The sequence below is a fragment of the Gemmatimonadaceae bacterium genome (assembly GCA_020851035.1).
Taxonomy (GTDB): domain Bacteria; phylum Gemmatimonadota; class Gemmatimonadetes; order Gemmatimonadales; family Gemmatimonadaceae; genus JACMLX01.
The window spans coordinates 41,760-61,526 of the sequence record JADZDM010000006.1; the positions used below are offsets into that span (position 1 = coordinate 41,760).

At 70.4% G+C, this 19,767-nt stretch carries 16 protein-coding genes; 4 read left to right on the top strand and 12 right to left on the bottom strand.

The window, feature by feature from the left end; genetic code table 11:
- Positions 1–6 precede the first annotated feature (6 nt).
- From IT355_06465 to IT355_06475, 3 genes are all read right to left on the bottom strand, one after another.
- The gene (locus IT355_06465; GenBank protein ID MCC7052894.1) at positions 7–636 is read right to left on the bottom strand and encodes a hypothetical protein; all 630 of its coding nucleotides are present in this window, start codon (positions 634–636) and stop codon (positions 7–9) included.
- A 2-nt stretch (positions 637–638) separates the two neighbouring features.
- Complete coding sequence (locus IT355_06470; GenBank protein MCC7052895.1) at positions 639–2,021, bottom strand: dipeptidase; 1,383 nt, start codon at positions 2,019–2,021, stop codon at positions 639–641.
- A gap of 81 nt (positions 2,022–2,102) precedes the next feature.
- Complete coding sequence (locus tag IT355_06475; GenBank protein MCC7052896.1) at positions 2,103–3,530, bottom strand: hypothetical protein; 1,428 nt, start codon at positions 3,528–3,530, stop codon at positions 2,103–2,105.
- Between the two features lie 106 nt (positions 3,531–3,636).
- Between IT355_06475 and IT355_06480 the strand changes: the two genes are divergently transcribed.
- Together IT355_06480 and IT355_06485 are read left to right on the top strand one after the other, a co-directional pair.
- On the top strand, positions 3,637–5,697 hold the full coding sequence (locus tag IT355_06480; protein ID MCC7052897.1) for a thioredoxin domain-containing protein: 2,061 nt from the start codon (positions 3,637–3,639) through the stop codon (positions 5,695–5,697).
- 126 nt (positions 5,698–5,823) lie between these two features.
- Positions 5,824–7,650, top strand: a complete 1,827-nt coding sequence (locus tag IT355_06485) for an acyl-CoA dehydrogenase family protein (protein MCC7052898.1) — start codon at positions 5,824–5,826, stop codon at positions 7,648–7,650.
- Positions 7,651–7,991: 341 nt separating this feature from the next.
- On the opposite strand, the gene IT355_06490 is transcribed toward IT355_06485, so the two are convergent.
- Genes IT355_06490 through IT355_06510 form a run of 5 tightly spaced genes read right to left on the bottom strand, consistent with a single transcriptional unit; the run spans position 7,992 to position 12,175 of the window.
- Entirely contained in the window at positions 7,992–8,294 is a 303-nt protein-coding gene (locus IT355_06490) for a hypothetical protein (protein MCC7052899.1), read from the bottom strand.
- Positions 8,295–8,336: 42 nt separating this feature from the next.
- A complete protein-coding gene (locus IT355_06495) occupies positions 8,337–8,870 on the bottom strand; it encodes a hypothetical protein (GenBank protein MCC7052900.1) in 534 nt (177 codons plus the stop codon).
- Positions 8,867–9,880 carry a quinolinate synthase NadA gene (gene nadA / locus IT355_06500; GenBank protein ID MCC7052901.1) on the bottom strand — a complete coding sequence of 338 codons (1,014 nt, stop codon included), beginning with the start codon at positions 9,878–9,880 and terminating at the stop codon, positions 8,867–8,869. Before nadA ends, IT355_06495 begins: the two co-directional genes overlap by 4 nt.
- Positions 9,881–9,890: 10 nt before the next feature.
- Positions 9,891–11,402 carry an L-aspartate oxidase gene (locus tag IT355_06505; GenBank protein MCC7052902.1) on the bottom strand — a complete coding sequence of 504 codons (1,512 nt, stop codon included), beginning with the start codon at positions 11,400–11,402 and terminating at the stop codon, positions 9,891–9,893.
- Entirely contained in the window at positions 11,402–12,175 is a 774-nt protein-coding gene (locus IT355_06510; GenBank protein ID MCC7052903.1) for a hypothetical protein, read from the bottom strand. Before IT355_06510 ends, IT355_06505 begins: the two co-directional genes overlap by 1 nt.
- 151 nt (positions 12,176–12,326) lie before the next feature.
- Between IT355_06510 and IT355_06515 the strand changes: the two genes are divergently transcribed.
- Positions 12,327–12,713 (top strand): hypothetical protein, encoded by a 387-nt coding sequence (locus IT355_06515; GenBank protein MCC7052904.1) that lies wholly within the window; start codon positions 12,327–12,329, stop codon positions 12,711–12,713.
- Between the two features lie 41 nt (positions 12,714–12,754).
- On the opposite strand, the gene IT355_06520 is transcribed toward IT355_06515, so the two are convergent.
- From IT355_06520 to IT355_06535, 4 genes are all read right to left on the bottom strand, one after another.
- Positions 12,755–13,351: a hypothetical protein gene (locus tag IT355_06520; protein ID MCC7052905.1), complete on the bottom strand. Its 597-nt coding sequence runs from the start codon at positions 13,349–13,351 to the stop codon at positions 12,755–12,757.
- Between the two features lie 283 nt (positions 13,352–13,634).
- Positions 13,635–14,888, bottom strand: coding sequence for a hypothetical protein (locus IT355_06525; protein MCC7052906.1), 1,254 nt, complete (start codon positions 14,886–14,888; stop codon positions 13,635–13,637).
- Positions 14,889–14,898: 10 nt separating this feature from the next.
- Complete coding sequence (locus IT355_06530; GenBank protein ID MCC7052907.1) at positions 14,899–17,703, bottom strand: TonB-dependent receptor; 2,805 nt, start codon at positions 17,701–17,703, stop codon at positions 14,899–14,901.
- A 276-nt stretch (positions 17,704–17,979) separates the two neighbouring features.
- Positions 17,980–18,471: a hypothetical protein gene (locus IT355_06535; GenBank protein ID MCC7052908.1), complete on the bottom strand. Its 492-nt coding sequence runs from the start codon at positions 18,469–18,471 to the stop codon at positions 17,980–17,982.
- Between the two features lie 229 nt (positions 18,472–18,700).
- Here IT355_06535 and IT355_06540 point away from each other — a divergent pair, with 229 nt between their 5' ends.
- Positions 18,701–19,750: a BMP family ABC transporter substrate-binding protein gene (locus IT355_06540; protein MCC7052909.1), complete on the top strand. Its 1,050-nt coding sequence runs from the start codon at positions 18,701–18,703 to the stop codon at positions 19,748–19,750.
- Positions 19,751–19,767 lie beyond the last annotated feature (17 nt).

Below are 19,767 nucleotides of genomic sequence, written 5' to 3' on the forward strand. Positions count from 1 at the left end.
GTGCGCTCAGCTCACCCACAGCTCGAGTGTCCCGGCCGTCCGCCACTGGCCCCGTGCGTCACGGCGCAGGTGACGGATCTCGCCGGTCCCGCAGAGTGAGCCACACGACCGCGTGACGTACACCAGGGCGTCACGCCCATCGGGCGAGATCGACGCCGGTGAGAGGATCACGAAGCCTGGCGACTCCGGGTAGAGCTCGCGCCAGTTCTTCCAGAACAGGTCGCTGCTGGTGCCTGGTGACGTCCGCGCGGCAGTCGCGGCGCGCGCCACCCGGCGCAGCGAATCCAGATGGCCGAACGACAGCACCAGCGCGCGTCCATCGGGGAGGATCGAGCGCGGGAATCGCTCCGCTGCCGCACGCTGCGCATCGAGGAGTGCGGCGACGAGTGCGCGATCGACGTGCAGGCGCGAGCTGACGTAGTCCACCTGGTCGGCCATCAGGTCGCCGGGCATGAGCGTGTCGATCACGGCGAGGCGGGCCGACGAGTCGCGCGACTCACCCTGCACCTCCTGCAGCACGGCAGCGTACACACGCATGCGGTCGCCGTCGGTGAGCGGGCGCGCACCGCCGCGGTGGCAGCCAGCCAGCGCGGACGCGAGTGAACCGAACAGGGCGAGTGCCGCCCGGCGTGCCATGCTCACGTGCTGGCCAGCTCGTCCCAGAGGGCGGCCATGGCGCGCATGCCCAGCTCGAAGTTCTCGACGCTGATCCACTCGTCGGGGGCGTGTGCGTTCTCGCCGGGCAGGCCGAATCCCACCAGCAGCACGGGCGCCTGCAACAGGCGCTGGAAGTCGCCGACGACCGGGATCGAGCCCCCCTCGCCGGTGATCACCGGTTCCGTCCCGAATGCCGCCGTGAGCGCGCGACGAGCGGCATCGAAGATCGGCCCATGGAGTTCCGCACGCCACGGCTTGCCGCCGTGGAGGTGCTCCACCTCCACCGTCACGCCCGCGCCCTTCACCGCGTGCACATGGTCGTGCATCAGCTGCTCGATGACGGCGGGATCCTGGTCGGGCACCAGGCGGCAGCTCACCTTCGCCATCGCGTGCGACGGCAGCACCGTCTTCGCCCCCTCACCGGTGTAGCCGCTGAGCAGGCCGTTCACCTCGCACGTCGGGCGTGTCCAGAGGCGCTCGAGCACGGTGTAGCCCTGTTCGCCGCCGAGGGCCGGCGCACCCACCTCCGCGCGGAAGTGCTCCTCGTCGAACGGCAGGCCGCGCATCTGCTCGCGCACCGCGTCGGGGAATGGCAACACGGCATCGTAGAAGCCCGGGATCGCGATGCGGCCATCCGGGTGGTGCAGCGTGGCCAGGATGCGTGCCAGTTCCATCGCCGGGTTCACCACCGCCCCGCCGTACATGCCGCTGTGCAGGTCGGACTGCGGTCCCGTCACGCGGATCTCGAAGTACGCCAGGCCGCGCAGCGAGCTGAGGATCGACGGCTGGCCGGGCGCGAACATCGTCGAGTCGGAGATCACGACCGCATCGCACTTGAGGCGCGCGGCGTGCTCGGCGATGAACGGCGACAGGTTCTCGCTGCCCACCTCCTCCTCACCCTCGGCCAGCACGATCACGTTCACCGGCAGCGTGCCACGCGCCTGCAGGTGCGCCTCGAGGGCCTTCAGGTGCAGGAAGAGCTGCCCCTTGTCGTCCACGCTGCCGCGGGCGAAGAGCTTGCCGTCGCGCACGGTGGGTTCGAACGCCGGCGACGTCCAGAGCTCCAGCGGCTCGGGTGGCTGCACGTCGTAGTGCCCGTAGATGAGCACCGTCGGCTTGCCCGGCGCGCCACGCCACTCGGCCAGCACGATCGGGTGGCCCCGGGTGTCGATCACCTCGGCGGTGGTGAGGCCGATGGCGGTGCACTGGGCGGCGACCCACTCCGCGGCACGGCGCACGTCGGCGATGTGTTCGCTGCTGGCGCTCACGCTCGGGATGCGGAGGAAGTCGTGCAGCTCGCCGTGGATGCGCGCGGAAGCGCCGGCGAGGAAGTGTTCGAGATCGGGGGCGACGGCCGCGGGCATGATCGGGACTCGGTGGGCACACCGGGGTGGATGCACCGGGCACGACCGCCGCGGCGCGTCCCCGAATATGACGGGAAGGGGTCAGCGCTGCAGGCCCATCGCGCCGCCGACCGGCACGATGCGCAGGCGCTGGCGCCGCTGCTGCCGCCGCTCACGCGCCCGTGCCAGCGACACCAGCGCCGCGCGCCGGATGCCGAGCCGCACCAGCAGGACGCTCCATGCCCACGCCACCCAGCTCAGACGTTCGGGGAGCGTGAGGCCACGCAGCGTGGTGAGCACCATCACCGGGACGGTGAGTGCCACCTCGGGCGCCGACAGCAGCAGTGGCGTCCGGCGCTCCACCACCTGCGTGGCGGTGCGCCCACGCAGCAACGCCGTCTCGAGCCGCACGGCGAGTGCCGCCGGCGTGAGGTCGCGCCAGCCCGGCAGCCGCACCAGCGTCCAGCCGCTGGCGGTGTGTCCCCACCCATGGTTGTCGGAACCCGCCACCAGCGCGAGGTTCAGCGAGTCGGCGAGGTGCAGGAGCTCGGCATGCCGCGTGAGGCCCATCGTGAGCCCCTTCGGTGCGCCATCGTTGATCTCGATGGCGTTGGTGCGGGGAAGCGAGTCCTGACCGTCGCCGGCGAACATCGGGATGCGGAACGGGATCGTCTGCACGATCACCGGCGGGCGCCCGCCGGCCAGCACGAGGCCTCGGGTGACGTGATCGCCGGCGACGATGAACGTGGATTCCGCCGGCGTCATCGACAGCACGTTGATGTGCTGGCCCCCGCTGCGGAGCTCCAGCCCGGAGAGGAGCACCACCCCGTCGCCCGCGCGCTTCGGGTTCGTGGCGACGGCGTCGAACGCGCCGCCGAATCGCTTGTGGTCCGTGATGTAGGCCACGTCGAAGCCGCTCGCGCGGTGCCACTCGCGCACGCGGGCCGGGGTCCAGTCAGGGCGCGCGTCGTGCGAGGACGCCGTGTGGGCGTGCACGTCCACCACCACCACATCCGGATCATCCACCTCGAGTCGTGCCATCGGGCGGGGGACGAGCACGTTCACGAGCATCGCCAGCACCGGCGCCAGCAGCACCACGACCAGCAGCCCACCACACTCGCGCCGCCAGACCGGCCAGCTCGTGCAGCGCGCGAAGGCCACGCATCGCCAGGCCACGAAGCCGACCAGCAGGGTGAGGATCACGGCGATGTGCTGTGGCACGGTGAGCAGCGCATGCATGTCGAAGAGCGCCGCCACCGGGCCGAGGAGCACCAGATCGCGGCCGATGTCGAGACGCATGCCCTGCACCTCGCCGTGCGTGGCCGCATCCCGCAGCGGTGACTGCGCCACGAACGCCGTGCCGACCACCAGCAGCGTCACCGCCGCGGGCAGGAGCAGGTCCCGCACGCAGACGGCGCGAAGCCGGCTGCGCAGCACCAGCGCACGGCGCGTGACCGGGCACAGGACGCGCCTGCAGCGCGGTGCCCGGTTCACCTGCGACAGGACCTCTTTCGGCGTTCGTTCGGCCACGCGTGAACGGATGGAAGTGGCGTCGAGCGGAGGGGACGTGCCGGCGCGCTACGTTGAGTGCGCTATACCCAAGCCAGCCAGAACCTTTTCCGCAAGTAACGCTTGCATGCCAAACAGACTCGCCTCGGAAGCCTCCCCCTACCTTCGCCAGCACGCCGACAACCCGGTCGACTGGTATCCGTGGGGGGAGGCAGCCTTCGCGGCAGCCCGGGGGACGGACCGCCCGATCCTGCTCAGCATCGGGTATGCGGCGTGCCACTGGTGCCACGTCATGGCGCACGAGTCGTTCGAGGACGCCGCCACCGCCGCCGTGATGAACCGGCTGTTCGTGAACGTGAAGGTGGACCGCGAGGAGCGCCCCGACGTGGACGCGATCTACATGCAGGCGGTTCAGGCGATGACCGGTCGCGGCGGCTGGCCGATGACGGTGTTCCTGACCCCCGACGGCGAGCCGTTCTACGGCGGCACCTACTTTCCGCCGGCGGACATCCAGGGCATTCCCAGCTTCACGCGGTTGATGCAGAGTGTCGCCAGCGCCTGGACCACGCGACGCGAGGCGGTGACGGCCACCGCCACCACGCTGCGCGACCTGTACGCCAACGCCAGCGCGCCACTCACCCCGTCGGGGCGCGTGACCGCCGCGCTGCTGCACGACGCGGCAGCGGCGACCCTCGCGCAGCACGATGCCGAGGCGCAGGGCTTCGGCACCGCGCCGAAGTTCCCGCAGGCCATGGCTCTCGACTTCCTGCTGCGCCACGGCACGCGTCACGCCCACGACGGCGCCCTCGGCGTGGTGACCGACACGTGGCTGGCGATGACACAGGGCGGCATCTTCGACCAGCTCGGCGGCGGGTTCGCACGGTATGCCATCGACCGCGCGTGGGTGGTGCCGCACTTCGAGAAGATGCTCTACGACAACGCCCTGCTCGCCCGGCTGGGTGTGCACCTGGCGCAATCCACCGGCAGCGCCGAGATCGAGCGGGCCACCCGCGATGTGATCGGATGGGTGATGCGCGAGATGACGGCCGGTGACGGCAGCCTGTACGCCAGCATCGATGCCGACAGCGAGGGCGAGGAAGGGCGCTACTACACCTTCACGCGCGACGAGCTGCGCGCCCTGCTGGGCGACGATGCGCCGCTGGCGGAGCTGGCGTTCGGCGTCACGGCGGGCGGGAACTTCGAGGGGAAATCCATCCTCGTGCAGGCGATGTCGCTGGAATTCGTGGCCGCCAGGCTGGCGATGCCGCTGGACGAGGTGTCCGCGCGGATGGTGCGCGTGCGGCAGCGGCTCCTGCAGGCACGGGCCCGGCGCGTGCCACCGGCCACCGACCGGAAACGCGTGGCCGCGTGGAATGGGCTGATGCTCGCCGCGCTTGCGGAAGCGGCGCGGGTGTTCGGAGACCCTGGCATCCTCCGCGCCGCCACACGGCTGGCGGCGTTCCTGACGACGACGATGTGCAACGGCGACCGTGTGGGCCGGAGCTGGATCGAGGGGAGCCGCCTGACCCCCGGCTACCTCGACGACCAGGCGGCCGTCATCGCGGGACTGCTCGCGCTCTACACCTGCACCGGCTCGCTCGACGCGCTGCAGCACGCGCGCCGCCTCGCCGTGGCGATGGTGCGCGACTTCCACGACCCGCAGGCGCGCAGTTTCTACGACACGGCGCGCGATCACGAGGCGCTCATCACCCGGCCGCGCGAGCTCACCGACAACGCCACGCCGTGCGGCGCCGCACTGGCCTGCGACGTGTTGCTGCAGCTTGCCACGCTCGACGACATGCCGGAGTACCGTGCGATCGTGGGGCAACACCTCGAGGCCGTGGCGGCAACGATGGCCGACCACCCGCTGGGGTTCGGCCACTGGCTCGGCGTCGCCGACCGCTGGGTGCATGGCGGCGTGGAAGTGGCACTGGTGAGTGGACCGGACGGCGACGACGACTTCCTGGCGACGGTCAACAGGGCCTACGTCCCCGCCCTCACGCTGGCGCGGTCAGGCGCAGGGGCCGCGACGGATCCGGCGGTGCCGGCCCTGCTGCGCGGCCGGACGACGGCAGCGGGCCGGACGACCGCGTGGGTCTGCCGCGGCCACACCTGCGAGCTCCCCGCCACCGACACGCGGACGCTGGCGCAGCAGCTGCGCGCCGCCGTGCGCTTCCAGGGCGGGTGACGCCGCCCTCCCGGGCGTTCAGGGGGACGGGGATCCCAACGTCGCTCTCCTGTGCGCAGCCTGGCACGTAGCTTTCCTGCCACTTCGCGGCAGCCGCTCTCCGATCCCCTCGTCCGTCCACCCTGCATGACCACCGCACCGCGTTCGTTCACCCGCGACCTCTTCGCCGGCGAGATCCACGACGACCTGATCTTCCCCTATCCGGATTCGCTCGAGCAGCGCGATCCGGCGGAAGCGGCCGTCGTCACCCGGATCATCCGCGAGCTCAACGCGCTGGTGGGGGACCTGATACGTCCCGAGCAGTTCGACGAGGACGAGGCGATTCCCGAGCCGGTGATCCAGGCGTTCGCACGTCTGGGGTTACTTGGCATCAGCATCCCGAAGGAGTACGGCGGCCTCGGGTTGTCCACGGCGGGGTACGCGCGGGTGTTCGCGGCGGTGGCCACCGTCGATCCGTCGCTGGCGGTGCTGGTGGGGGTGCACTGCGGCCTGGGGGGCAAGGCCATCGCCCTCTACGGAACCGCCGACCAGAAGGCGCGCTACCTGCCTATGCTCGCGCGCGGCGAGACGCTGGCGGCTTACGCGCTGACCGAACCCGAGACGGGGTCCGACGCGCAGCACATCGTCACCACCGCGCGGCTGAACGACGCCGGTACCCACTGGCTGCTGAGCGGGCGCAAGTACTGGATCGGCAATGGCCACCGCGCCGGCGTGCTGGCCTGCTTCGCGCAGACCCCGGTGGAGCGCGACGGTCGCACGGTGATGCGCCCCACGGCGTTCATCGTCCGGCCGGACATGCCCGGATTCCACATCGAGCGCACCTTCCGCAAACTCGGCATCAAGGGATCCACGCAGGCGGAGTTGCGGTTCGACAATATGGCCGTGCCGGTGGACCACGTGCTCGGCGAGGTGGGCAAGGGGTTCAAGGTGGCGGTGCATGCCCTGAACGCCGGCCGGCTGAGCCTCGCCGCGGGCTGCACGCTCGGCACCCGGGCGATCCTCGGCCAGTTCGTGCAGTACGCCGGCGAGCGGGTGCAGTTCGGCAAGCCGCTGGCGGACTTCGAGATCACGCAGCGCAAGATGGCCGACCTCGCCGCCGACCAGTACGCCGCCGACAGCATGATCGGCGTGCTGGTCTCGCTGATGTCCCGCGAGGGCGTGGACGCGTCGCTGGAGGCGGCGTGCGTGAAGGTGTTCGCGAGCGAGATGGCGTGGCGCGCGGCGGACGAGATGGTGCAGCTTGCCGGCGGGCGCGGCTTCTGCAAGCCGTGGCCGTACGAGCGGCAGCTCCGCGACGTGCGCATCAACCGCATCTTCGAGGGGGCGAACGAGATCCTGCGGCTCTTCATCGCGCTGAACGGCGTGCAGGGGCCGGCCGAGACGCTGCAGGAGCTGGGCGACGCGATGAAGGCCCCGATGCAGAACATGGGGCTGCTCACGGAGTTCGTGGTGAGCAAGGTGAAGAGCGCGCTGCGGGTGGGGGAAGACGCCACCGTGGACACACCGCTGCATGCCCGCCTCGATCCCCACCGCAGGTACTTCGAGAAGCACGTGGCCGAGCTGCGCACCGCCACCGACGCCGCGATCATGGCGCACAAGAAGCAGCTCATCGACCGGCAGATGCTGGTGGAGCGGCTCTCCAACATGGCAATCGAGCTCTTCGCGCGCGCCTGTGTCCTGAGCCGCACGCAGCGCCTGCTGCGCGAGCGGGGGCTGGAGGCGCTGGAGCGGGAGCTGCACCTCTGCGACCTGTTCTGCGTGCAGAGCGGCCGTCGCTTCCGCGAGCAGCGCGAGAACCTCGAGAGTCCGCAGGACGCGACGCGCCGCGCGATCGCCGAGGACCTGCGGGCGGCCGGCGGGGCGTTCGTGCCGGACTCGGTGCTCGAGGTGCGGCTGGACCTGCCCCGCCACCCGGTGGTGCCGCTGCGGGAGCCGTCGCAGGAAGTTCGGTGACAGAAATCCGGTGACATCAGAAATCCGGAAATCCGGTGACAGTGCACTCGGGGAAATCCGGTGACAGGAGATCCGGTGACAGGAAATCCGGTGACAGTGCACTCATTTCATGTGGGTAGTGAGTGCACTGTCACCGGATATTCCCCGGAGGAAATGAGTGCACTGTCACCGGATTTTCACTGTCACCGGATTTTCACCTGTCACCGAATTCTTGGTCCGGAGGAAATGAGTGCACTGTCACCGGATTCTTGTCACCGGATTCTCGTCACCGAGATTTCGTGCTTCGGCGCCCTCCCCTCTCGCATCGGTGACGATGCCGCGCCGAACACGCCCCCAACGGCCTACGACTGGAAGTCGAGCCCGAGGTCGAGCGCCGGCGCCGAGTGGGTGAGCGCCCCGATGCTGATCCAGTCCACGCCGGTGGCGGCGATGGAGCGCACGCGGTCGAGCGTCACGCCGCCACTGGCCTCCACGATCGCCCGGCCGGCGACGAGCTTGACGCAGTCAGCCATCGCATCGAGCGACATGTTGTCGAGCATGATCACGTCGGCGCCGGCAAGCAGCGCCTTCTCGACCTGGGCGATGCGGTCGGCCTCCACCTCCACCTGCGTGCCGGCGGGGAGCGTGGCGCGGACGGCCGCCACGGCAGCCACGATGTCGCCCCCCACGGCGGCCAGGTGGTTGTCCTAGAGCATCGCCATCGACGCCAGGTCCATGCGGTGGTTCCGGCCGCCGCCGCAGCGCACGGCGTACTTCTCGAGCTGGCGGAGGCCGGGCGTGGTCTTGCGGGTGTCGAGGATGCGGGCCGGCGTGCCGGCCACGGCCTGCACGAAGGTGCGCGTGACCGAGGCGATCCCCGAGAGGTGCATCATGTAGTTCAGTGCCACCCGCTCCGCCTGCAGCAGTGCGCGTGCGGGGCCGGTGATCCGCAGCACGGCGTCGCCGGGCTCCACCACCGACCCATCGGAGCGCACGACGTCCACCCGCACGTGCGGCGAGACCTGGCGGAACGCCTCGATGGCCAGCGGGCCACCGCAGACCACGCCCGCCGTGCGCGCACCGAGCGTGGCCGACGACATCGCCGATGCGGGGATGGTGGCGAGGGTCGTCACGTCCTCGAACGCGCGGTCCTCGAACAGGGCCTCACGGACGGCGGTGCGCAGCGGGATCTCGCGCAGCGGGAAGCCGAAGATGTCCGGGACTGCGGGCTGCGTGCTCATTCGCCCGGATCGACGCCGGGGCCGGGCGGCGTGGACGGCGTGGTGCCGCCGATCGCGATCATCCGGTCGATGGCCCGGCGCGCCCGGTCCGCCACGTCACGCGGCACGGTGATGCGGTGCTCCATGGTCTGCAGCGCGGCCAGCACCTTGGGCAGCGTGGTCACCTTCATGTAGGCGCAGCTCGCACGATCGTTGGCGGCGAAGAAGGTCTTGGACGGGTTCTCGTGGCGCAGGCGGTGCAGGATGCCGATCTCGGTCGCGACGATGAACTCGGTGGCGGCGCTCTCGGCCGGACGCCGGATCATCCCCTCGGTGCTGAGGATCGAGAGCTGCCGGCTGGAGACCGCGCCGCTGGACACGGCATCCAGCACACTGGTGCTGCAGCCGCACTCCGGATGCACCAGGAACTCGGCGTCGGGATGGGCGGCGCGCATGCTGTTGATGTTCTCCGGGTCGATGCCGGCGTGCACGTGACACTCCCCCATCCACACGACGATGTTCTCGCGCCCGGTCACGCGCTTGACGTGGGCGCCGAGGAACATGTCAGGGCAGAAGAGGATGGTGCGCTCGGCCGGGATGGCCTGGATCACCTCCACCGCATTGCCGGAGGTGCAGCAGTAGTCCGTCTCCGCCTTCACCTCGGCAGTGGTGTTCACGTAGCTCACGACCACGGCGCCGGGATACTCCCGCTTCCACGCGCGAAGCTGTTCGGCGTCGATGGTGGACGCCAGCGAGCAGCCGGCGGCCAGGTCCGGGAGCAGGACCGTCTTCTGCGGCGAGAGGATCGCCGCCGTCTCGGCCATGAAGTGGACGCCGCAGAACACGATCACCTCGGCATCGGTGCGGGCGGCCTCACGGGAGAGGCCGAGCGAGTCACCCACGTAGTCGGCCACGTCCTGGATCTCGGGCCGCTCGTAGTTGTGCGCCAGGATCACCGCGTTGCGTTCCTTCGCCAGCGCGCGGACCTGCGCATGGAGCGCGGCGTCATACTGCGTTTCCAGCACCGTCATGCCGTCGTCCTCACCATTCGATGTGCGTTTCGCGCCACTTCCGCTTGGCGCGCGGGAAGTCGCTGCGGAAGTGCCCGCCGCGACTCTCCTTCCGAAGCAGCGCCGCCTGCACGATCATGCGGGCGGTCTGCACCATGTTCAGCTCCTCGGTGGCCCCCTCGGGCAGCCGCGCCTCGATGGCGTCCACTTCCTTCACTGCCACGCGCAGGCCGCGCGCGGTGCGGTCGATCCCGGCGTACTGCCACATCACGTTCCGCACCGCGTCGGCCGCCACCTGCGCGGCGCCGCGGTCCCGCAGCACCGGCACGGTCCATGGCACGAAGGCCGGCTCCCGCACGCCGTGCGGCCCGGTCAATGCAATGTCGCGGCTGACACGCTCCGCGAACACCAGCCCCTCGAGCAGCGAGTTGGAGGCCAGCCGGTTGGCACCGTGCACGCCGGTGCAGGCCACCTCGCCGGCGGCGTACATCCCTGGCACCGTGGTACGGCCATCGAGGTCGGTCACGATGCCGCCCATCATGTAGTGTGCCGCGGGGGTGACCGGGATCAGGTCGTGGCGGGGGTCCACGCCGCGCGCGGTGCAGAGCGCGAAGATGCCGGGGAAGCGCGTGTCGAAGTCCGTGATCGCGCGGGCATCGAGGTGCACGATCCCGGTGCGTTGCTGCGCACGGAAGATCTCGCGGGCGACGATGTCGCGCGGCGCCAGCTCGGCCAGCCGGTGCTTCTCGGGCATGAACCGCTTCCCGGTGCCGTCGAGCAGGATCGCTCCCTCACCGCGCACCGCCTCGCTCACCAGCGCCAGCGGGTTCTCGCTGGTGGCGAGGGCGGTGGGATGGAACTGCACGAACTCCATGTCGGCCATGCGTGCGCCGGCGCGGTGCGCGATCGCGAAGCCGTCGCCGGTGGCCACGGTGGGATTGGTGGTGTGCCGGAACACCTGCCCCAGCCCACCCGTCGCCAGCACCACCGACTCCGCGTAGACCTCCACCGGCCGGCCGTCGATGGCGGCGCGCACGCCGATGCAGCGCCCGTCGACGAGGATCACGTCCAGCACGCGGGCTGTCTCGAGCACCTTCACGTTCGGGGCCGCCAGCACGCGCTCGATCAGCGTGCGTGACACCTCCGCGCCGGTCTGGTCACCGCGCGCGTGCACGATCCGGCGGCGCGAGTGTGCCGCCTCCTTGCCCAGCTTGAAGCCGCCGGCGGCTGTGAGGTCGAACTGCGCCCCCGCCTCCACCAGTTCGCGCACGCGATCCGGGCCTTCGCGCACGAGCACGTCCACCGCGTCCACGTCGCAGAGGGCTGCACCGGCGGCAAGCGTGTCGCGGCGGTGCAGCTCGGGACTGTCACCGGCGCCGAGTGCGGCGGCGATGCCGCCCTGCGCCCACATCGTGTTGGAGTCGCGCAGCGTCCGCTTCGTCATCAGCAGCACGGGGCCCTGCTCCGCGCAGCGCCAGGCCGTGAACAGTCCGGCGACACCGCTGCCGACCACCAGCACGCGGGTCGAGATGCGCGGGATCATCAGCGCGAGCCCTCAGGGGTGGTGACCGCGATGACGCGACCGCGGCGGCGCAGTACCGGGCTCACGCGCGCGATCTGGACCGGCGGTTGCGCGGCGATGAGCGGTTCCGGGGCGCCGATGGCCTCGGGGGCCTCGGTGGCGACGAACCGATAGAGCTGCGCGGGACGTCCGGTGGTGCTGGTGCGCTGCTCCCGGGTGGGCCTGACGATGCCGAGCATGTCCACCTTGCGACGGAAGTTCCGCTTGTCGAGATCGCGGCCAAGGATGACTTCGTAGACGCGCTGCAGCTCGCTGAGCGTGAAGCGGGGGGGCAGCAGCTGGAAGCCGACGGTGGTGTAGGAGAGCTTGTTTCGGAGCCGTGCGAGGGCGTAGTCGATGATGCGCCGATGGTCCAGCAGCAGCGCGGGCAGCGAGGCGACCGGCCACCACTCGGCAGGTGTGCCGGCGCCGGGGGGCATCAGGTCGGCGGCGACGAGGGCGTAGTGGCCGACGCTGACGGTGCGCTGGCCGGGATCGCGGGCCACGTCGCCGAACGTATAGAGCTGTTCGAGCCAGACCTCGGCGCTGCCGGCGGCCGCGGCGAGGGCTCGCCGGGCGGCGAGATCGAGCGCCTCGTCCGGGCGGACGAGGTCGCTGGGGAGGGTCCAGGCCTGACCGACCGGCGCGAGGAGCACGTGGAGTGCGTCGGCGCGGATGGTGAAGACCACGACGTCGACGCCGACACGGATCGTCGGGACGGCGGGCAACGGCCCCGCCCGGTTAGTGTCTGGCATACACGATAATAGTGTACGGCACACACCAAGCGCAATCTCGCCCGGCGACGGCGGCTCGCGCGCGCACCCGGCTGAATCACGCGGACGGGAAATCCGTAGGTGAGGCTGTCGCGACACCCTGGCCGCGGCACGTCCCGCACGGAGATGCACCATGACGCTGCTCCTCAACCTCCTCTGGTTCACCATCGGCGGCGGTATCGTCGCCGGCCTCGCCTGGCTGGCGCTGGGCGGGTTGCTGGCGCTGACGGTGGTCGGCCTGCCGTTCGCGATCGCCGCCTGGCGCATCGCGGGGTTCGCGGCGTGGCCGTTCGGGCGGACGCTGGTGGACGTGCGGGACCTGGGCGGGCAGCCGATCGCCGGCACCGACCTGGCGAACGTGCTCTGGATCATCTTCGCCGGCATCTGGCTGCTGATCTCGCACGTGACGGCCGGCGTGGGCTACTGCCTCACGATCGTGGGCATCCCGTTCGGGCTCGCACACTTCCGGCTGGCGGCCGTGTCGTTCGCGCCGCTGGGGAAGCGGGTGCAGCACCTCTGAGCGAGCGTCCGTTGCCATGGCGCGCGTGACCCGGGCCGCCGCTACCGCCGCACGAACCCGGCTTCGAGCATCGTAAAGTGATCCGCATCGCCGAAACGGTGCCGCGAGAGCGCAACCCGAAGCCCCACCGACGACGAGGCGGCGCCGGCGCTGCGCCTCGCGACGATGAGCGCGAGCGCGCCGTTCAGCCCATGCGCTCCGGTGGCGCCTGAGCTGCCGAGCGCACCGAGCAGCGTCAGCCCGCCTGACGGCACGAGCCAGACCCCGGGGCTCACCGCGATCGGCAGCGACAGGTTGGCGCGCACACCTCCGACGACGACACCGAAGCCCAGCGCACGGGGCACCACCACCACGGCGAAATCGGGGCCAGGGCGATTGGGCCGCAGGGACGTGGCGGTGAGGCCGATCGCGGCGAAGGACAGGTCGAGCGACTCACTCGAGCTGGGCAGCATGATCGTGCCACCGACCAGCCAGCGACCACTGTCCGCCGGCGTGACCGGGTCGGTCGCGATGGTGTCAGCAGGCACCGAGTCGCGCTGCTGCGCTTTGGCGGGGCGGACGGCCAGCACGACGAGCAGGCTCGCGAGCAGTGCCAGGAGTCGGCGACCGGACGGATCGCGGTATCTGGTGACGTGCACGTACGGTCGCCCCGATCGGGGTGAGAGGGTCACTCTCACCCAGGATCGCCGGCGCGGGCTCGCGACGGCATACGTCATGTGACGTAGAGGTGCGATGCGCGGCAGCCCCCACGCGTGCCGTCCGCGTGCGGATGCATGACACGCCCCGTCACACGCGGGCCACGTGCAGCCGCGTCGACATTCGCGATCCACGATCGGCAACGGCACCCGCATGTCCCGCATGCGTTTCGCCGCCGCCTGCGCAGGGCAGACGGCGGCGGAACACGACATGCACTGCTGGCGCTTACGGCGTCCCGCCCAGGTTCGGGTTCGTCTCCAGCTCCGAGCGCGGGATCGGGAAACAGAGGGTCCGACCGGTCATGTCATCCGACACGCCCGGGCGTGCCAGCGCTGCCCAGCGACGCTGGTCGCCAAGCCGTCGCGCCTCGAGCCAGAGCTCGATGCCACGCTCGCGCTTGAGTGCCTCCCATGCCTCGGTGTCGTTCGTGGCAACCCAGGGTGCGAGTCCGAGCGAGATCCGCCGCGCGTTGAGCTTCGTCATCGCCGCGGGCGCGTCACCACCCACCAGCAGCGCTTCGGCCTCGATCAGCCGCATCTCCCATCCCGTCGCGAGGTTGATGGAGCTGGCGCGGTCCGGGAACTTCGTCTGGAAGAACCAGCGCACCAGGCCACCCAGGCTGGCCACGGCGGCGTCACCGTTGCGCACGGTCAGGCTCGAGTCGAACGGCACGCGCGGGTCGCGGGTGGTGCGACGGTACTCGTCGTAGAACGTGCCCCAGACGGTGTGCGCCCTGTACGGCTGGTTCGCCGAGGCCCAGTACACGCGGTTGTACTGCGCGACGGTGTTCACGTAGTACGGCATGCGATACGCGAAGGTGTTCGAGATCGCACCGGCGTCGGTGGTGGCCCCGGCGAGGTCGTTGCGGAGCAGGCGCACCGAGGCGCGGCCGGCGGTGGCCGCATCGCGCAGCGCGGTGTTGTTGGCGGCCGTCGCCACGGTGATGGCCTCGGTGAACGCCGCCTCGGCGCGCTCGAGGTACACCGTGTACGGCTGCTTCGCCCCGCCGTCGATCACCCCGTCGCAGAAGTTCTCCCCGAGGTGCCGGTTGGCGTAGCCGGTCCAGACGAGGGCCTGTGCGAGGGTCGCGTTGTTCGTCGCCGCCGTGCCGAGCACGGTCTTGATGCGCGCCACGCCCGACTCGGCGGTCCAGCGCGCGCGCTGCGCCTGGTTCCACCAGTCGTCGCCGTCGTCGGCGGCGAGGATGCCCACCTGCTGGCGCACCGAGATGCCGAACGCCGCGGTGGAGCCGGAGGGCAGGACCTCCTTCGTCACGGCGGCGCCGGTGTAGGCGGTGAAGTTGAGCGCCTCGGCCAGGTCACGCCCGGCGCCGTTGGCGATGGCCGTGAGTGCGGCGGCGTTGTCGAGGAACGTGGCCTGGATGGGGCCGGGGTTGGTGACCTTCAGGTCGCAGGCGGCGAGGAGGGCCAGGCCGGCGACGCGAGCCGTGCGCCCGATGGCGCGGGATGTCATCGTCATGGTCGCGGCCTCAGAACGTGATACGCAGGGACGTGAGGTACATCGCGGGCGCAGGGATGTGCTCCGAGATGTACCGCACGGTGGCGTTGAACCCGTCATTCCCCGACATCTCGGGATCGAACAGCGGCATGCCGTAGTTGCGGCGGAAGACGTTCTGTGCCGAGAGCACGAACATGCTGCTGGCCGTGCCCGGGATCAGCCGGCCGAGCGGCACGGTCACGGTGATGTCGCGGATCTTGAAGAAGTCGGCCGGGAAGATGAACATGTCCTGGCGCGCGTTGGCAGGGATGCAGGTGAGCGTCTCGCGCGGGGTGAGCGGCTGGCTCGCCGCGATGGCCGTGTAGGCGCGGGCGCACGTCGGCCAGAGCACGGAGCGCGAGAGGGCCTGGAACGAGGCATCCTCGTCGATGTAGGCACCGCCCTGGTACTCGCCGCGGGCCGAGATGCTGATCCCCTTCCAGGTGGTGATGCTGAGCGTCGGCGAGAGGATCAGCGTGGGCTGCGAGGGGCCGAAGGTGTAGTTGGAGGTGGTGTCGATCGGGGCGCCGATGACGTCGGCGTTGCGGATCAGTCGGCCGCGCAGCACGGGGGCGGGCTGCCCCTCGATCACCCAGCCGAAATTACCGACGCTGAACGACGTCGCACCGCCAAGGCTCAGCACCTTGCTCTTGTTGGTGCTGACATTGAGGCCGGCGCGGATGCCGAGGTTCTTCCGCTCGAGGAGCGTCGCATTGATCGCGGCCTCGATGCCGCTCTTCTGGATCTTGCCGGCGTTGCCGAGCGAGCTGGCGAGGAAGCCGTTCGACGGAATGTTGCGGACGAAGAAGAGTGCGTCGGAGGTGACGGCCTTGAACCAGGTGAAGTCCACCGAGAAGCGGCCCGAGAACAGCGTCTGGTCGAGCCCGAACTCCGTCTCCACGGTGCGCTCGGGACCGAGGTTCGGGTCACCGAGGTTGAGCGGCCGGACGGCCGGCGCCGTGCCCCAGCCCACCGGTTCCCAAGTCTGCACCGAGGCGAAGGCCGTCGGCGCACGACCGGCGGCGCCGTAGGCCGCGCGGGCCTTGAGCGTACCGAACTTCTCCTTCCAGAAGCTCTCGTCGGACACCACCCACGACGCACTCGCCTTCGGGTAGGTCTGGAAGCCGAAGTTGGTGCCGAAGGCGCTGTTGCCATCGACGCGTGCGCCGACGGTCACGAAGTACCGGTCCTTGTAGCCGAACAGCGCCTGGCTGAAGGCCCCGCCGGTGATGTTCTTGAGGCGGTTCTCGTCGGCGTTGCGCAGCGAGCCGGAGGCGACGGTCGGGTTGGTGGGCGCGGGGTAGTTCTCCGAGTACGCCACGACGTCACCGACCTTCGAGCTGATGTACTGCGTGCCGGCCGAGAGCGTGGCACGGAAGTCGTTGCCGGCGCGGATCTCGAAGTTGTTGGCCCAGTCGAAGCTCAGGATCTTGTTCTGCCAGACCTGGTTCTGGATGATGCCGAGCAGTGCGCCGGGGAAACCGTAGGGGCGCACGTTCCGGTTCTCGAGTGCCGAGCGATCGAGCCCGATCACGAGCCGGCTGGAGAAGCGCTCGATGGGGGTCCACGTGGTGGTGGCGCCCATCAGCAGGCGATCGATGTTCGACGTGAGCTGCTGCCCGTACACGAGCTTGATCGTGTCCGGGTTGGCGTTGCCGAAGTAGTTGCGGCTCTGGCGGAAGGCGTTGAGCGTGACGCCCTGCGCATTGTTCCCGGCGGGGGTCTGCGTGATCAGGTTGCTGGTGTATGACGTGTTCCAGCTGAACTGCACGTGCTTCATCGGGTTGAAGTCCAGGTTCGCCCGGAGCTGGTACTTGCGCTCGTTGTCGAGCTGCAGGACGCCATTGGTGTTGTCGGCACCGAACGAGAAGAGGTACTTCACGTTGTTCTGCGTGCCGCCGGCCACCTGCGCCTGCATGCCGATGCGGCCGCCGTCGCGGAGGAACGGGTCCATGTAGAGCAGCGGGGCGTCGCCGGCCCCGAACTTCTGCATGCGGGAGAAGCCGGAGTTGAGCTGTGCGGTCCACTTCGGCGCGCCGCTGGAGCCGCGCTTGGTGAAGATCTGGATCACGCCGGCGGCGGCGTCGGTGCCGAAGAGCGTGGTGGCGGCGGCGCCCTTCACGACCTCGATGCGCTCGATGTCGTCGGGGTTGATGTCGTTGAGCGGGCTCCCGTTGGAGTTGGCCCCGCGCTGCGTGGCCCCCTGGAAGATGCCGTTGCGCGGGTACTCGTCGGACCGGGTGCGGACGCCGTCGACGTAGATGAGCGGCTGGTTGCTGAGCGCCAGCGAGGTCGCGCCGCGAAGGCGGATCGCGCTGCCCGTGCCCGAGTTGCCGGTGCCACCCGAGATCTGCACACCGGCGACGCGGCCGGCGAGCAGGTTCGAGACGTTGGTGGGCACCTCGGGGATGTCGGCGGTGCTGACCTGGCCGATGGAGTTGCCCACCTCCCGCTTGCGGGCGGAGCCGGCGGTGCCGGTGACGACCACCTGGTCGAGCGAGACCGGGGAGGTCTTGATGACGAAGTCGAGGGTGAGGGTCTGGCCCGCCGCGAGCGTCACGGTGCGCTCCACCGACTCGTAGCCGATCGCACGGGCCCGGATGGTGGTGACACCGGCGGGGATGCGGCCGATGACGTAGCTCCCGTCCGGGCCGGCCTGCGTGCCGTTGGTGGTGCGCAGCACCAGCACCTGTGCACCCGGCACCGGCTGGCCGCCGGGGTTGGACACCTTGCCGCGCACCGTCGCGGTCTGGCCCTGTACCTGTCCTGCGACGGTCGCCGCGAGCACTGCCGTCAACGCGACCGTTCGTCCCACACTGTTCCACGCACGCCAAGCGAACATCCGCACCTCACCGGCTGATGGTACGACAACACCCCCGCCTGACGGTGGCGGGCAGGAACATGAAGTCGCATCAGCGGCGCGCGGTGAACGCGGCGCTCGACTGAATCGGTGGGTCCGGACCAGCAGGGCGTGCGTGACATGTCAGGCAAACGCACGGCGCCGGCAGCGAACATGCACCACGCCGACCCGCGTGGCAAGCGAATGGCGGCGGGTGCGGGACGACGGCCGGAATTATTCCGGCGTGCCCGGCCCGGGGCTCACCGAGGAGCCACCCCGCCCCCAGATGCTCCGGAAGGCGAAGACGACGACGCCGGTGAACACGCCGGCGATGCCGGCTGCGACACCGATGCTGCGCCGCCGGTTGACCGTCCGCTGCGCGCTCCCGTCCAGCGCCTGCGACGGCACGGTCAGCGCACCACGCCGCCACGGGAGTGCGTCGCCGTCGATGGTGGTCACCTCGGTCGGCAGCACCACCAGCGCCCCATCCGGCTCGCGGAGCTGCAGCCTGCCCTCGAGGGTGCGGATCCGCAGCCCGGCGGAGTCGGTGAGCGCACGCGCGCCGGCGGTGGTGAGTGTCAGCCGCACCTCGGAGCCGGCCACCAGCGCGCCCGGCGGCGCGGCGCGATACGTGTAGCAGCCGGAGAGCAGGCTGCCGAGTGTCAGCGGCAGGAGCGCGGCGCCCCGGGGCGGCAGCAGCGGCGACCGGCGTGAATGGGCGGGCATGATCGGGAATCGAGTGGGATGTCGGGCGAGCGCAGCGCGATCGAACCGGCCGTCAGTCCACACCGCCGAGTTCCGAAGCTGGAGTCTGCCTGCGGGCAGGGCAAGCCCGGCGAGCCCCGTCCCTCCGACGGTGCGTCGCGCGCGCGAACGACCGGGGGTGCGTGCGGCTGGGACGATGGCACGCCCTTCGCTTGCCGCACCCATCCACGCTGACGACCTTTCGCCCCTCATGCGATTCCTTCTCGCCGTCCTGGTCGTCCTGACGCTGGTCCACGGCGCACTGCTCTTCGTCCACCCGACCGCGGCGCCCTCGCTGGAGGCCGCCGGCACCGGGCCCACCGTCGGCGTGGTCTTCGACCTGGGTGGCCGCGGCGACAAGTCGTTCAACGACGGCGCGTACCTCGGAGCAGACTCAGCGGCGAAGGGGTTGTCGGCGCGCGTGCAGTTCATCGAGCCCGGTGACGGCTCGGACCGCGAGGCCGGCCTCCGCCTGCTGGCCGCCGAGCACCGCGACCTGGTGCTGGGTGTGGGCTTCATCTTCTCCGACGACCTCACCGGCCTGGCGAAGGAGTACCCGGACGTGAACTTCGCCGGCGTCGACTTCGCCGTGGCGACCGACGACAAGGGCACGGTCATCCCGCCGCCGCCGAACGTCGCGGCGCTCAAGTTCCGCGAGGAGGAGGGGTCGTTCCTGGTGGGTGCCCTCGCGGCGCTCGTCGGCGGCTCGAAGAAGGTCGGCTTCCTCGGCGGCATGGACATCCCGCTGATCCACAAGTTCGAGGCCGGCTACAAGGCCGGCGTGGCGTACGTGTGCCGCGACTGCACCGTGATCGCGCAGTACGCCGGCGTCACCCCGGAGGCGTTCCGGAACCCGAGCAAGGGCAAGGAGATCGCCCTCAGCCAGTACCAGCAGGGCGTCAACGTGATCTTTCATGCCAGCGGGTCCACGGGGCTCGGCATGTTCGAGGCGGCGCGCTCGATGGGGCGCGGGCACTTCGGCATCGGGGTGGACGCTGACCAGTACGGCGAGGCGCCGGGATTCGTGCTGACGTCGATGGTGAAGGGCGTGGACAACGCGGTGTTCGACACCATCCGCCGTGTGCGGGACGGCACGTTCAAGGGTGGCATCTACTCGTACGGCCTGAAGGAGAAGGGGGTGGGGTACATCTATGATGACAACAACCGCGCCCTCATCCCCGACAGCGTGCGCACACGCCTGATGCAGATCGAGGCCGACATCGTGGCCGGCCGCATCAAGGTGCCGAGCACCCGATCGTGAGCACGGCGGCGCGGGGA